Origin of the sequence: Salipiger sp. CCB-MM3 (assembly GCF_001687105.1) — a bacterium.
In the GTDB taxonomy this organism is placed as follows: domain Bacteria; phylum Pseudomonadota; class Alphaproteobacteria; order Rhodobacterales; family Rhodobacteraceae; genus Salipiger.
In genome coordinates, this window is record NZ_CP014598.1 from 158884 (window position 1) to 172751 (window position 13868).

Sequence of the window (13868 nt, forward strand, 5' to 3'; positions counted from 1 at the left end):
GCCACGGCGCGCGTGTCCGGGGCTGGCAATTGAAGATCAAGAAGGAGGGCCTTTCGATGGCACCAAAATTCGGAACGAGTGGCCTGCGCGGCCTTGTGGTTGAGCTGACGCCGGATCTCGTGGCGGATCACGTGCGGGCCTTCGTTGCAGCCTGCGACCACGGCGGAAAGATCTGCGTCGGGCAGGACCTGCGGCCCTCGAGCCCACGGATCGCCGGGGACATTATTGCGGCCGCTCGTGCTGAGGGTGTCACTGTGGTGGATTGCGGCGCTCTGCCGACGCCTGCGCTCGCGCTGGCGGCGCTGGAAGCCGGTGCAGGGGCGATCATGGTAACTGGGAGCCATATTCCTGCCGATCGCAACGGCCTGAAATTCTATGTCCGCAAGGGCGAGATCACCAAGGATGACGAAGTGGCGATCAGCGCCGCGCTTGGCCGTCCGGCGGGCAGCGGGAATGGTGCTCTCGAAACTGACGCAGGTGCTGCGGGTCGCTTTATCGATCGCTACGTTGGGGCGCTTGGCATGGGGGCGCTTGGCACGGGGGCGCTGACGGGGCGCCGGATCGGTCTTTATGCGCATTCGGCGGTTGGTCGGGACGACCTTGCGGCGATGCTGACCGGGCTTGGTGCCGAGGTGATCGAACTCGGCCGCTCGGAAATGTTCATTCCCGTCGACACCGAAGCCGTTGATCCCGAGACCCGCGCGCAGATCCGCGACTGGGTGCTTGAGCACAATCTGGACGGGCTGGTCTCGACCGATGGCGACAGCGACCGACCGCTCTTGGCTGATGAGACGGGCACCATCGTTCCGGGGGATATCATGGGCCAGATCACCGCCGAGGCGCTTGGGGCCGAGGCGGTGGTGACTCCGATCTCCTCGAACTCGGGGGTCACCCGCAAGGGCTTTGGCAAGGTGCTGACGACCCGCATCGGCTCGCCCTATGTCATCGCCGGTATGGAAGAGCTTGGCGGCAAGGTGGTGGGCTATGAGGCCAATGGCGGCTTCCTTCTGGGCTTCGCAGCTGAAGGGCCGACGGGGATTCTAAACGCGCTGCCGACACGCGACTGCATGCTGCCTCTGATCATGACGCTGATCGCGGCGGGGGAGGGGACCGTCTCGGAACGCGTAGCGCAGGAGCCGCCAGTGGTGACCTTGGCCGACCGTCTGCAAGAAGTGCCGCAGGAGGCGTCGCAGCCGTTCGTCGCGAAACTGCGCGACGCGCGCAATGCACGGGCCGACTTTCTTGCCCGTTTCGGGGCCGAAGAGGCGGGCTGCGATCTGACCGACGGTGTGCGCGTGACACTGGCGGATGGACGCATCGTGCACGTCCGCCCCTCGGGCAATGCGCCCGAGCTGCGGCTCTATGTCGAGGCGATGGACAAGGCCGGGGCTGAAGGGCTGATGCAAACCGGTCTGATGGAACTGCGCAAGGCAGTTCTCGGCTGAAGGCGATCGCGCCGGTCAGCCCGATTGTCGGGCTGATCACCGCGATGTGCCCGTGAACTGGGCAACTGCGGGCGATTAGGGTTGCGGGTGAGAGAACCTTGTCCGCATCATGAACGCATAGAATTGGCAGCAGAGATCAGGATCGGGGTGCCATGAAGATGATTAATCTTGTTCGCTGCTTTGGATTTGCTGCAGCACTCTGCATGGCGAGTGGTTTTGCCGCGCCGCTTTTGGCGGATCCTTACCGTCTTGTTCCCGGCGATACCATCGAGCTACGCCACAGCGGCTTGAGCGAGCCTGAAACCCTTGCGGTGGATTCCGATGGTCAGCTGCGTATTCCCGATGTCGGCGGTGTCGATGTTGAAGGTCTAACGCTTGACGATGCCGAGGACACCGTGGCCGCCGCACTTGAGCGTGAGGGGCTGTTTATCGCGCCGTTGGTCAGCATCGCGATGGCGAGCTACGCGCCGATCATCATCGCTGGCGACGTCGCTTCGCCGGGACGCTACGATTTTGCGCCGGGGATGACGATCGCCACGGCGCTTGCTGTTGCTGGCGGTAGCCAGTCGAGCGGCATCACCCGTTTGGAAATCCTCCGCGCGCGTTCGGAGTCCGAGGGCCAACTTGAGGCGCTCAACCTCGACATCGCGGCGGCAGCGGTGCGCATCGCTCGGCTCGAAGCGGCGCTTGCGGACAAGGAGGAAGTGACGCTTCCGGACCAGTTGCGCCGGCTGATCCCGGCGCCGGACCGGGTTTCGCTGGACGAGCTTCTGACGCGCGAGCACGAACTTCTGGTAACGGAAAACGAGCGCGCGCGTGAGCTGCTGACTTTCTGGGACAACGAGATCGAGACCGTCGGACAGCAGCGTGAACTCTACGCGCAGCGCATCGAGGTGCAGAAAGAGATTGTCGAGACCACCGCGCAGGCGCTGGAGGATTCGCGCAGCTTGCAGGAGCGGGGGTTGCAGACCTCGACGCGACTGGCTGCGGCGCAGCAGAGTTCCGCGGAGGCGCGGTCTCAGATGCTTGCCATGGAATCGGCCCAGATCGACGCAACGCAGGCCATCGCCAGCGCGCAGCGCGACCGGACCCGTTTCCTTGCTGACGAGCGGTCGCAAAACCTCAGCGACCTTCAGACCAGCCGGGTGAATCTCGACGATCTAAAGATCAGCTATGCCCGCGCGGTTCGGCAGCTTGCCCTGCTCAGCGACGGCAGTTCGGGGGCGCTGCTGCCCTCCGATGCGGTCGACGTGAGCTTCGAAATTAGCAGCACGCGCGCCGAACGAGAGATCGAAGGGAGGGTCACGCAAGGCACACGCCTGCTGCCAGGTGACACCATCGTTGTTGAGGTAACAGCTTTGGCGTTGGACGAGCCGAGCTGACCGCTCAGGTCTCTTGGCCTTCACGGAGGGCTGCGGGCGCTAAAGCGCCTAGCAACAGCGCACCCGTGACTGCCGCGCCGATCAGGCTATAGGCGGGTAGGGACATCGTAAGCGGCATGCCGAGGCGGATGACCAGCCAGATCGTGGCGACCAGCGCGAAAGGGACCGAAAGCAGAGCTGCGGCGTAGCCGAGAGATGCGGCGGCAGGAGGGGTGCCGGCGACGCGGGTTTCGGACGAATCTATGGCGTTTCCCTCCCAAGGTGCATTTCTTCGGAATTATCCGATGCGTTTCTGTCCGCTGCCGATCCGCAGAAGTCGTGCGCCCAGCCCCACCTGCCGGGCAACTCGAATCGAAACAGTGATGCATGAAATACCCAGAATGTTTCCATTAAGGAACCAAAAGCGGTGGTTCTGACGTAGGGGAATTTTCCGACCGAGCGGCGAGTTGTCGGCGTTCTGAGAGGCCGCGCGCCCGTGCCGCAGTCGTTAAGTCTCTTGGTCTCGGGGCTTAGACAGTGCCATTTGCCGGTGCCGTGCTGCTCTGCCCGGCGCTAGTGCGCGGTAGGTCGGACAATATGCCCGCCAGCTTTTCGGCCGCAGCGCGCCATGTGAATTGCTGCACGCGAATGCGACCGGCCTCGGACAGCCGTGTGCGTCTTTCAGTGTTGGCGCAAAGGTCTTCCATTGCCGCCGTCCATCCGTCGCGATCTGAGGGATCAAGCGAGATGGTCGCGTCGCCGCAGACCTCGGGAATGGCGCCGCCGGTCGAGGCGATTACCGGGCAGCCGCAGAACATCGCCTCGGCGGGCGGTAGGCCAAAGCCTTCGGTCAGCGATGGAAAGACCAGCGCCGCGGCGTTGTCGTAAAGCGCGCGCAACTCGGCATCGCTGACTCGGCCCAGAAGCCGCACGTCGTCGGACGCGGTGATGCCGTTGTCGCTGAAGATTGCCGCGTTTCCGCCACCGGCGATCACCAGCGGGACCGAGCGGTCTTTTCGGGCGCGCGCGGCAGCAACCAGCATCGCAAGGTTCTTGTGCGGGGCGAGGCTGCCGAGTGCCAGAAGATAGCGGCCGGAGGTCAGCCCGTGGCGTTTAATAGTGGTGTCGTCGGGTTTGATCCTGAGAATATGGTCGGCTCCGTTGGGGATCACCCGAGCCTTGCCCGGCGGCACGACGCCGAAACGCTCTAGCTCGGACTTCGAGTGTTCGGACACCGTGAGCACGACTTGTGCGGTGCGGCCAAGACGGGGCTGCATCGCGTTGTACCAGAGCCGGAAAGGCTTTGAGTAAGACTCCGGCTGGCGGAACACTTGAGCGTCGTGGATCATCACAATCTGGCGCTTCCGCAGAACGGGGCCGGTGTTGCACAGGCTTAGCATCCAGTCGTCGGGCCGGGTCCGAGCGAGGTAGAACTGTTCCCAAGCATGGCCTTTCAATGAGGATTTCGGTGCCTCGAGCGCATCCGTCACCGCCTTTGGTCGCTCTTCGGGCAAGACAATATCGCCCTGAGGACGGAGCCCGTGAAACGCATCGAAGCCAGGCGGTAGCCCAAGGTCCACGAGGGCACCTACCAGTTGCTCGGCAACACGGTCGACGCCGGTCGGAGCGCGCATGAGAAAACGAGCATTGAGGAGAAGTCCGGTCATATGGGCCCTTTATAGTAGCTGGCAAGTGCTTTGAGGAACGGGAGCTTTTCGTTCCACAGACTGCGCTTTTCCGGGGGGCGGGGGAACTGAAGTCTTTGCAAAGGGCAGCGCAGGGGCTTGCCACGCTGTTCGTCGGTCTTGTGGAGATGCCGCGTCTCAATGGGAGGATGCGCATTGGGCTTTTGCTCGTTATTGCAAAGCATTATCTTGAATCGCATCCCGCACCCGTACCCGTAGCAAGCTGCGGTCGCCCGCGGCGGACTGGTTCGGATCGATAGAGATCGTCACGGTCTGGCCGTCGAGGAGGTGGATGGGTCCGAACTCTAGCGTCTCGGCACCGCTGGCGAGCTTACGCTCGAGCGTGCCGTCTTCGGCCACGACGCTGACACCGAGCCCATCTGAACTAATTTCGTGAACACCAAGCTCGACATCTACCATCACCGAGCCGTCGGTCTGGGCATGATAAACATGCGAGAGTTCAAGCTTGCCGCCAAGCACGACGGACCTTGGCGAAAGAGCGAACCGCGGCGCCTCGGCATTGCACAGGTAAGGCCGCCACGGCGTGTGCGGCTTCTCCTGACCCGGGCAGGTACCAAGTGGCAGAATTTCGTCGTCGCGGCGCAGGAACCGGTCGAAGCCGCCGGTCGAGCCGGTCATTGCATCTTCGCCTGCTGGTGGCCGAACGAATTGATCGAAGCTGTCGGCTAGAACATGGTGCGGCCCCAGCTCGAGATCCGTGGCGAGATCGATTGGAGCACCGTCGCTCTGCAGAAGAAGAACACTGTCGCGCGAGAGCGAAAGCTCTGCGCCCTCGCGCTCGCTGAGGTCCGGTTCGAGGGCGGTGATCGCGGGATTTAGAAGCTTGGCGCTGCGCGGTGCACCCCAGACGACCGCGAGCGTCTCGCCGAAGGTGCAGCCATAGGTAAACGGATCGGGGCGGAAGACCTCGGTTGGTTGGCCGGAGACGACACGACCAGCAAGCTCGATCGCGCGCCCCGTGGGCGTCAGCTTCAGGTCGGGACCAAAAACCGGAACGTAATTGTCGCCGCGCACTTCGAGGGGATACCAGACCGCCCGACGCACATTCGCAGCAGCCATCATGCACATGTGTTTCCAGAAAAAACTCGGGGCACCGTCGACATCCGTCGTGCCGAACTCGGTTATCTCGATATCGAGCCCCCGCATCTTGGGATGGCGGCGGAGCACTTCGAGTTCGTCCGGAATTTGTTCTGGTCTTGAGGTATATGGGTGCAGTGACACCGCGTCGATGTAATCTGCCCCGCCCGCGTCGAGCACTTCCCATATATAGCCAGCAGCCACCGAATGGGCTGACACGCCGAGGATGCGACGGTCTGCCATGGTGGGCTGTGCGTCAATGGCTGCGAGGTGGCGCACGTGTAGGTGGGCACGCTCTAGCGGCGACATCTCCTTGGCAGGCCCTTTGACGAAGGACGTGGAGTTGAACTCATTGCCGATTTGGAATGTTTCGATCTCTGGAAATTTCGCGGCCATCTCACCGACGAAGGCCGCGAAAGAGGCAATTCCGGCATCGGTGACCACCGTGTCCCCGCCCTCGAAAAGTTTGTTTCCGGGATAGACCGTGAGTGAGCCGATACGCTCCTGGCGGCTCAGCGCAGTTGTGGCAAGCAGCGACGGATCATTCCACACGTAAGCGCCGGGTTGCCGTTCGACCCGACCCCAGACCACGCCTGTGCGCAAGGAACGAAGATCGAAATCATTGATGCGCTTGAGGAGCTTGCGGTACATTCCCGCCTGGAAATGCGCGTTCGTTCCTAGAGTCGGTGCAGTTTCGCCAGATGCCGGGAGAGCGTAGAGGGCCGGAAGGATGGTCAGGACCAGATACACAACGAACTTGGTCCGCCGAGATAGGTTATATATGCTGAAAAATGCATTCATACATGAGCTCTTGGCGGTGCAAAACTCTGACAGTTGCGCCGGGCAGGTGTTCTGCCCAAACGGACCCAGATAACCAAACAACGCTCAAACTGTGTCGGTAATTCTTGAGAATCTGCCGGGTAGGTCGGCCAGAAACAATTGCCTGGTCAAAATTCTTGCATGCTCTTCGGCTGAACACAGGAAAACCCCGGCTGGGCCGTTCACTTCGCTACTGATCGCGCGGTCGGACGTGGAGCGTAAGTGGGGAGCGTTTTCCGCTAGATGTACCAGGTTCGTACAAGCGGGGTGCGAGTGAGCCCTTCCGGCAGCATGTCTTCCGGGGCGGTGCAAGAAAAAACAGCACAGTTTTAATAACCAGATTTCCACGAGCCATGCCGCACCGCAGAACCTTTTCCTGGTAGGCGCGCCCCTATAGCATCGTACCAACTTCTCTCGTGTAGTCACTGAGACGGCATGCAAATCGTTTCCACTTCACCCTTTGCTTTGATCATCTTCGCGGCCATTCTCTGGGTGGGACCGCTCCGGGGAATTCCTATCCTCTTCGCGGCGATGCCGTTTTACGCTGCTGCAGCGTTCAACGCCCCGGGCCTCGGGTCGGTGAGCTTGGGAGATATCGCTCTCATCGCGATGTGGCTCTCATTCTTCCTGCGCACTGCAGCCGTGCCGCGCGCTTTGGGCATGCTGCGACCGGGGCTGCCTGGATTTCCCTTGATGATGCTGATGGTGGTGGCAGGGGTTGGCGCGATCTTTCTGCCACGTATTTTCATGGGGCAGACCGAGGTTTTTGCTATCGGCCGGGCGAACGGTCATGCTGCTATCCTGCTGAAGCCGCTTGCGCCGTCGGGTGCCAACATTGGTCAGTTCCTACGTCTCTTGCTTGTTGCATCGGCCATGCCACTTCTCGCAGCAATTCTTGCAAGGTCGGGGGACACTGAGATCGTGATGAAGGCAGTTATCGTGGCAACGGTCGTCCATCTCGTGATATCGGCGCTAGATCTCATCAGTAATGGTCTAGGGTTTCCGGAACTCTTGGAGTTCATCCGGACCAGTAATTACGAGATGCTCGATAATCAGCGTATGATGAACATTCGTCGAATGATCGGCGGATTTCCAGAACCCTCGGCCTACGCGTATTATACCTCTGGTCTCTACGGATTTTGGTTCGCGCTTTGGTTCCGCGACCAGACCTCAAGGCTTCGTATTGCAATGGTGGTGTTGACTGGGCTGGCCCTGCTGCGTTCCCTTTCGACGGCGGGGATGGTCAATTTCGTAGTGTTTAGCGGGCTCTTTCTCGTGTGGCACATGCGCGCCGCTGCGCGTGAGCGCAAGGGGATTACAGCCTACATCCTGCTGACCATGTTTGTGCCATTCGCGGTCGGTGTAACGGTTGTGATATTCAACTTCGTGCCCGCGATCCCGGACTTCATCGATACGCTCGTTTTCAACAAGATGGACAGCAGTTCCGGCGAGGAACGCATGTCGTGGAACGTGCAGGCGATGCAGAATTTCCGCGACAGCTACGGCCTCGGGTTGGGCATCGGCAGTGTGCGCGCCTCCAGCTGGATTATGGCCAACCTCGGCAACTTGGGCATTGCGGGGATAGCTTTGCAAGCATGGTTCCTACTGTCTCTTCTGACGATGGGGCGCACGCTGCGTAGCCTAGACACGAAGATCAACGAGGTCACGAGCGCACTGAAGGCTTGTTGCGTTGCGATTTTGCTGCAGGCTTTGGTCTTGAAGACTTTTCCCAGTCTGGACCTCCAATTCTACGCGGTGTCGGGGATGATTGCTGGGCTCCTGATTTACCAGCGTCGGCTCTATGCAGGAGTGAAGCGCGCGGATGCTCTGGTTCGCTACCGCCATGATGGGATGACACTGGGTTACGCGAGCAGAGTGAATGCATGATTACTTTTCTCGATGCCAAAGTGCAGCTGGCCGGGCTTCGTTGTGATGGAGGGAAAACGGATCGGCTGGTCTCATTTATGGGGTTCGATTCTGCCCAATCTCATCATCCTCGCGGCCACCCTTCTTGGGGTGTTGCTTTCACTGATTGCAGCGTCGGTGGCCGACAAATTTAAGGTTTCGGGAGTTCTTGGATGGCGGTGACGGCGAAGAAGCGGAGGCTGGTGGTCAATGGGCGGTTCCTTGGTGGTCCAGAGACAGCCGTTAACGCGGTGGCGCGCGAACTTACCGCTGCGCTGGCGAAGGTCGAGGGGAACTGGGACGTGAAAGTGCTGGTTCCGCCGGCTCTGATTGGAGCTGGGGATGGTTCGGCAGTGGAACCCTATGGTACGCGTGACGGCATCCTGTGGGAGCAAATGGATCTGCCGCGGGCCCGGCGTGATGCTGTTGTCGCGGGTTTCTTCAACACTGTGCCGCTGCGCGGACAGGGGTACGTGACGATGCTGCATGATGCGCATGTGTTCACCACCCCGGAATCCTACGGCAAGGCGACCGGCACATGGCGTCGGCTTCTGTCGCGTCGCGCTGCGAGCCCGCGAAACTACATTCTCACGGTGTCGCAGCATTCCAAGGACGAGTTGCTGCGTCTTGGGCTTGGCACGGAAGATCGGATGGGCGTGGTGCCGAACGGTCTTGGTGAGGTGGGGCGGGTGCGGCCCGATCACGCAATTCTCGGGCGCCTCGGGCTCGGACAAGGGAGCTATTGCATTGCGCTGGCGAACTTGCTGCCGCACAAGAACATCCCGCTGTTGCTCAAAGCTTTTGCCGATCCTGCACTTGCTGATCTGAAGCTCGTACTGATCGGCAAGGCGGGCGCGGAGGCATTTGCCGAAGCAGGATATCCGCCGGGCGAAAACGTGGTGTTTCCTGGCTTCGTCAGCGACGCGGAGCTTGCCGCGCTTTACTCGGAGGCGCTGGCAGTATGCGTTCCGTCGACGGAAGAAGGCTTTGGCCTTCCGGCGCTCGAAGGCATGGCGCATGGCGCACCTGCGCTGGTGGCCGATCGCGGTGCTTTGCCGGAAGTCGTTGGTGAAGCGGGTGTCATGCTACCCGCAAACGACCCAGGCGCCTGGGTTGCTGCGATCAGCGGGCTCGCATCCGCGCCCGGGCGCCGCGCCACCCTCTCCGAGGCGGGCCGGGCGCGGGCCTCGATTTTCACATGGGAGAATGCGGCCCATGCAGCCCTCGGCCATCTTGATCGCTGGTTTCCGGCCTGAGGTGGATCACTCGAAGATCCGGATGTCGAACACCTTAAGGTAGACTGCGACGGCCATGGTGACCGCGGCCAGCACGAGCGCGACGACGATCCCGCTGATCATCAGCAGCAACTTGCCCGTAACCAAAGCGGAGAGCGTGGTCCAGGCGAGCCAGAGCGCAATCGCGAAGGCTGCGATAAGGCCGAGTGCTGCAGCGGTGCGGCGCAGGGCGGCTCCGACCTCGACCTTGCCGTAGCGCTTGATCGCGTAGATGGCGGTGGCGGAACTGAGTATCACGACCACAGCCTGCGCTGAGGCGAGCGCGGTATAGCCCATCGACGAGAAGATCGCGATGGCGGCGATCATCGCGGTCGTCCAGATCAGGTTGAAATACATGCTGATGCGCGTGGTGCCACGCGCGGCAAACACCGGATCGATCAGTTGCGCTCCCGACAAGCCGGCGGCGCGGATCGCGAGCGCCTGAAGGGCTCCGACCGCAGCGAGGTACTCGGGCCGGAACAAGGTCTCGATGACCGAGGCGCCGAGAATGATCAGCATCACTGCGACGAGGCCCGACAGGAAGACATTTCCGGAAAGAAACCTCTCAAGTTCGATTTCGAGCGGTTTTTTGGTTCTTCCGGCTTCGCCAAAGCGCTTGATGGCAAAACTGCGCATAGGTTGCGCGACGATGTCCACGGATGCCATCGCAAGGCGGTTGGCGAAGCGGTAGAGGCCGGACTCTGCGGTTGTGAAGAGGTAGGCGAGGATCAGGTCCGTGCCGAAAGTCGAGAAGAAGCTCAGAAAGCGAGAACCATAAAGGCCGGCTGCAAAGGATAGGCCCTGCCGCGCGAGCGTTCCGTCGAAACGTAGCCGGGGCCATATGGGAACGCTCCAGCCAAAGAGGACCAGGCCAATCGTGAGGCGGATGGCGCGGTAGACGATCAGCCCGTAAAGCGATTGCCAGAGCGCGAGGACTGCACATCCGGCCAGCACGCCGCCGATGTTTACCACGAGCATGATGAGAAAGTAGCGCTTCATCAGACCGGCACGCGTGAGCGCCGCTGCGGCCCAGCCGTTCATCGAGGCGAACGGCTGCATTATGCCGAAGAAGCGCAGAACCATTGCAAGGTCCGGGGCATCGAAGAAATCGGCGATCGGCTCAGCGAAGATGAACAACAACGCTCCGCCGAAGGTGCCGATTCCGGCCATGATCCAAAACAGAGTTGAGAGCAGAGTTTCATCGTCCGCGTCTGAATTGACGACGAAGTGAAAGAAGCCCGTGTAGATCAGCATGACCACGAATTCATCGAAAACGATGGCCAACGTGTAGGTGCCGTAAGATGCCGCGCTCAGGAAGCCTGCAGCGAGCAATGTGATAAGAAACGAAGCGATCTGTTGGGATGTCATTCCCATGACAGAGATCAGAGCATTGACCCCGCTACGCTTGGAACTCGACGTGTTGTCACCTGACATAAACGACCGGACGCCTTAATTTTGGGCATGCAAATTTATTATATTTGAGTGACATCGTGGAGAGTGCTCCTGAACGCATGTTATTAAAGCATTACTCGGCGGGTTGCTGGCGATGCAACGGTGAACGTGTGCGGCAAGGCTTGCGAATTTCCTCAAGCGTGAAATTGTAGCTTTAGCGATTTGAGAGGGCGAATTTATGAATGGTGGTAACCAGAGCCGCATCATGCGGCCTGTCGAAGTCAATCGCGTTCACGAGGATTCTTTGGTTCAAGAACTGCGCCCTCCAGTCCCGGAGGACCAGGTCGATGTGTCCGGATTGATCCGCGCGCTCTGGCGCCGCAAGTGGATGATCTTCGCCAGCACTCTGGCATGCGCTCTCGTTTTCCTGTTGCTGACGTCGAGCCGCACATCTCTCTACACGACCAACAGCACTTTGATGCTGGATGCGCGCCAGCAGCAAATCCTCACGTCGCGCGAACAGGTCGTTTCCGATCTTCAGCTCAACAATGCGATCCTCGATAGCGAGGTTGCCGTGTTGCGTTCCGGCGCGCTTCTGCGGCGAGTGGTCGACCAGATCGGCATCGACAGGTTTGATGGCATCGACCCGGCTCTCCGAGAGCCGAGCATGCTGGCGAAATTGATTTGGAAGGTGCAATCAGCGCTCTCGAGCCCAGAGACCACCGTCTCCGAAGAGGCGCCGCTGGTGTCCCCGGAACAACGCCGGATGAACCGGATCGTTGCCGCATTGCGCTCCGGTATCTACATCGGACGGCAGGGCGACTCTTATGTGATGGACGTTTCTGTCACGACGCCGGACCCCGAGCTGTCGGCGCTGGTCGCGAACGGGATCGCTAATACTTACATCGACATGCAGGTTGGCGAGCGCAAGCGGGTCGCCGAGAGCGCCACAGAATGGCTCACTCAGCAGGTCCAAGATCGCGGTAAGGAAGTCGCCGACGCCGAGGCCGCCGTTGAGCAATACAAACAAGAACAGCTCGAGAATGTCGGTGCGTCTCTGGAGGTGATCGAGCAGCAGTTGGCAGAGCTCAATCAGCAACTGGCAAGCACCCGTTCAGCCAAAGCGACGGAGCAGGCGCGCTTGCAGCAGCTCGAGGCGATGGTTGTCTCGCAGGGTGCTATGGCCGCCGCCGAAACGCAAAGTTCCGAATACCTTATGTCGCTCCGAGCTTCGCGGGACGACCTTCTCCGCGAGGACGCGAGGTTGGCCACAACTTTCGGTCCGAGCCATCCGGACCGGCGCAAAATCGCCTCGGACCTTTCCGGCATAGATCAATCCATATCGCGCGAAGTCGAGAATATTGCGCAGGGCTATCGAAACGGTATCGAGGTGCTCGAGGGCAGCGAAGCATCGCTCCAGCAGGACGTCGCTGAGCTAGAACAGCGCCTGTCGGGGCTCGCAGCGTCTTCGTTGCAATTGCGCCAGCTCGAACGCGAGGCTGATGCCAAGCGTGAGACATATCAGGAATTGCTCGCTCGTCTTGGCGAGACGCGGGCGCAGGCTGAAATTCAGCGGGCTGAGGCCAAGCTCGTCAATGAGGCTCTTATCCCCCTTGGTCCCTCGGCCCCGCGTCCCATGCTTATGACTGCCTTCGGCGCAACCCTCGGCCTGACCGTAAGCCTCATTGTGGCGCTGCTTCTTGAGCTAGTTTCGGCAGGTTTCCGTAGTGGAGCCGAGCTCGCGCGCGCAACAAATCTGCCGGTGCTCGCGACGCTTCCCCGGACCAAGCTGCGCCGACCGCGCAACGTTTTGCGTCTGTTCGAAAAAGACCCCCATTCGCAGCTCGCCGAGCGGGTCCGACAGTTGCGCACCCTTTTGCGCACGGGCACCCCGATGGATGGGGAGGGACGTAGCCTTCTGCTCATGTCTTCGGTCCCCAATGAGGGCAAGACGACCTGCGCAATTGCGCTAGCGGATTTCTATGCCCGCTCTGGGGTGTCGACGATCCTACTGGATCTGGACACGCGCCGGGGCCTGCTCTCAAGGGAGTTGGAAGTCGAAGGCGGAGAGCTGGGTGAGCATCTCGGTGGCGCGAAGGGCCTAGAAGAGGTGATCGCCAAGCCTGACTCCCTGCGCTTCCACGTGCTCGGTCTCGGACAGCGTGGCGATATGTGGGCTGACTCCCTGTCCGAGCGGCAGATCGCCGCGATCATCCAGCGGCTCAAACAAAGCTATGATATGGTGATCGTCGACGCCCCGCCGGTGCTTGCGGTATCGGACGGTTTGTCTATCGCGATGGTGGCGGATGATTTGCTGTACCTCGTGCGTTGGAAAAAGACGAAGCGCAGCGCCGTAACTCAGGGCCTCGCAACGCTCAAGAGTCTGGGGATCGAGCCGAGCGGGCTGGTTCTGTCGATGGCAGACGTCGACAGCATAGGTGAAAGCTACGCCTACAAGTGAGCTGCTCCCCCTGAAAAGTCCGCGGTTTGAGGTTAGCCTGTTCTTTTAACAAGAAGACAGACGATGCCGAAGCCGTTTCAGCGAAGAGCAGATCATTGGCATCCTGAAGGATGCACCAAGCCAGCGTAGGCGCCAAAGAGCTCTGCCGTAAGCACGGCATAAGCGATGGAACATTCTACAAGTGGCGCTCGAAGTGTGGCGGCATGGAAGTGCCCACGAAACCGGCAGTAGGCCATAACAGGAAAATTTTTTCTAAAAGCGAGCATAAGATCGCTAAGATCGAACGCGAAAAAGCGTCGCGCCTTGACCTAGTGGTCAGTCGCGCCGCATCCTTCTTAAGGTTCTCGTTAACTGATGAAGTTTCCAATATTTGCGAGATGTTTCGCATATTTTGAATTTTTCTTCCGCAGTTCGTCCCAACTGTGTCT

8 protein-coding genes and 1 pseudogene are annotated in these 13868 nt (G+C 60.5%); 6 read left to right on the forward strand and 3 right to left on the reverse strand.

The features are described from left to right. Positions 1–56: 56 nt before the first annotated feature. Positions 57–1445 carry a phosphomannomutase gene (locus tag AYJ57_RS22580; RefSeq protein ID WP_066111314.1) on the forward strand — a complete coding sequence of 463 codons (1389 nt, stop codon included), beginning with the start codon at positions 57–59 and terminating at the stop codon, positions 1443–1445. A 152-nt stretch (positions 1446–1597) separates the two neighbouring features. Next, on the forward strand, positions 1598–2827 hold the full coding sequence (locus AYJ57_RS22585; protein WP_066111316.1) for a polysaccharide biosynthesis/export family protein: 1230 nt from the start codon (positions 1598–1600) through the stop codon (positions 2825–2827). 509 nt (positions 2828–3336) lie between these two features. Here AYJ57_RS22585 and AYJ57_RS22590 read toward each other — a convergent pair. Both AYJ57_RS22590 and AYJ57_RS22595 read right to left on the reverse strand, forming a co-directional pair. Then, positions 3337–4473 (reverse strand): glycosyltransferase family 4 protein, encoded by a 1137-nt coding sequence (locus AYJ57_RS22590; RefSeq protein WP_066111318.1) that lies wholly within the window; start codon positions 4471–4473, stop codon positions 3337–3339. A gap of 189 nt (positions 4474–4662) precedes the next feature. Continuing rightward, a complete protein-coding gene (locus tag AYJ57_RS22595; protein WP_066111320.1) occupies positions 4663–6390 on the reverse strand; it encodes a hypothetical protein in 1728 nt (575 codons plus the stop codon). Between the two features lie 453 nt (positions 6391–6843). Between AYJ57_RS22595 and AYJ57_RS22600 the strand changes: the two genes are divergently transcribed. Together AYJ57_RS22600 and AYJ57_RS22605 are read left to right on the forward strand one after the other, a co-directional pair. Then, the gene (locus tag AYJ57_RS22600; RefSeq protein ID WP_066111322.1) at positions 6844–8295 is read left to right on the forward strand and encodes a hypothetical protein; all 1452 of its coding nucleotides are present in this window, start codon (positions 6844–6846) and stop codon (positions 8293–8295) included. Between the two features lie 191 nt (positions 8296–8486). Then, entirely contained in the window at positions 8487–9569 is a 1083-nt protein-coding gene (locus tag AYJ57_RS22605) for a glycosyltransferase family 4 protein (RefSeq protein ID WP_066111323.1), read from the forward strand. A 6-nt stretch (positions 9570–9575) separates the two neighbouring features. Here the strand turns inward: AYJ57_RS22605 and AYJ57_RS22610 are convergent, their stop codons facing one another. Next, the gene (locus AYJ57_RS22610) at positions 9576–11021 is read right to left on the reverse strand and encodes an oligosaccharide flippase family protein (protein ID WP_083191479.1); all 1446 of its coding nucleotides are present in this window, start codon (positions 11019–11021) and stop codon (positions 9576–9578) included. Between the two features lie 196 nt (positions 11022–11217). Between AYJ57_RS22610 and AYJ57_RS22615 the strand changes: the two genes are divergently transcribed. Next, positions 11218–13440: a GumC family protein gene (locus tag AYJ57_RS22615; protein ID WP_083191480.1), complete on the forward strand. Its 2223-nt coding sequence runs from the start codon at positions 11218–11220 to the stop codon at positions 13438–13440. Between the two features lie 91 nt (positions 13441–13531). Next, positions 13532–13835: pseudogene (locus tag AYJ57_RS26430) on the forward strand (transposase). The last annotated feature ends 33 nt before the right edge of the window (positions 13836–13868 follow it).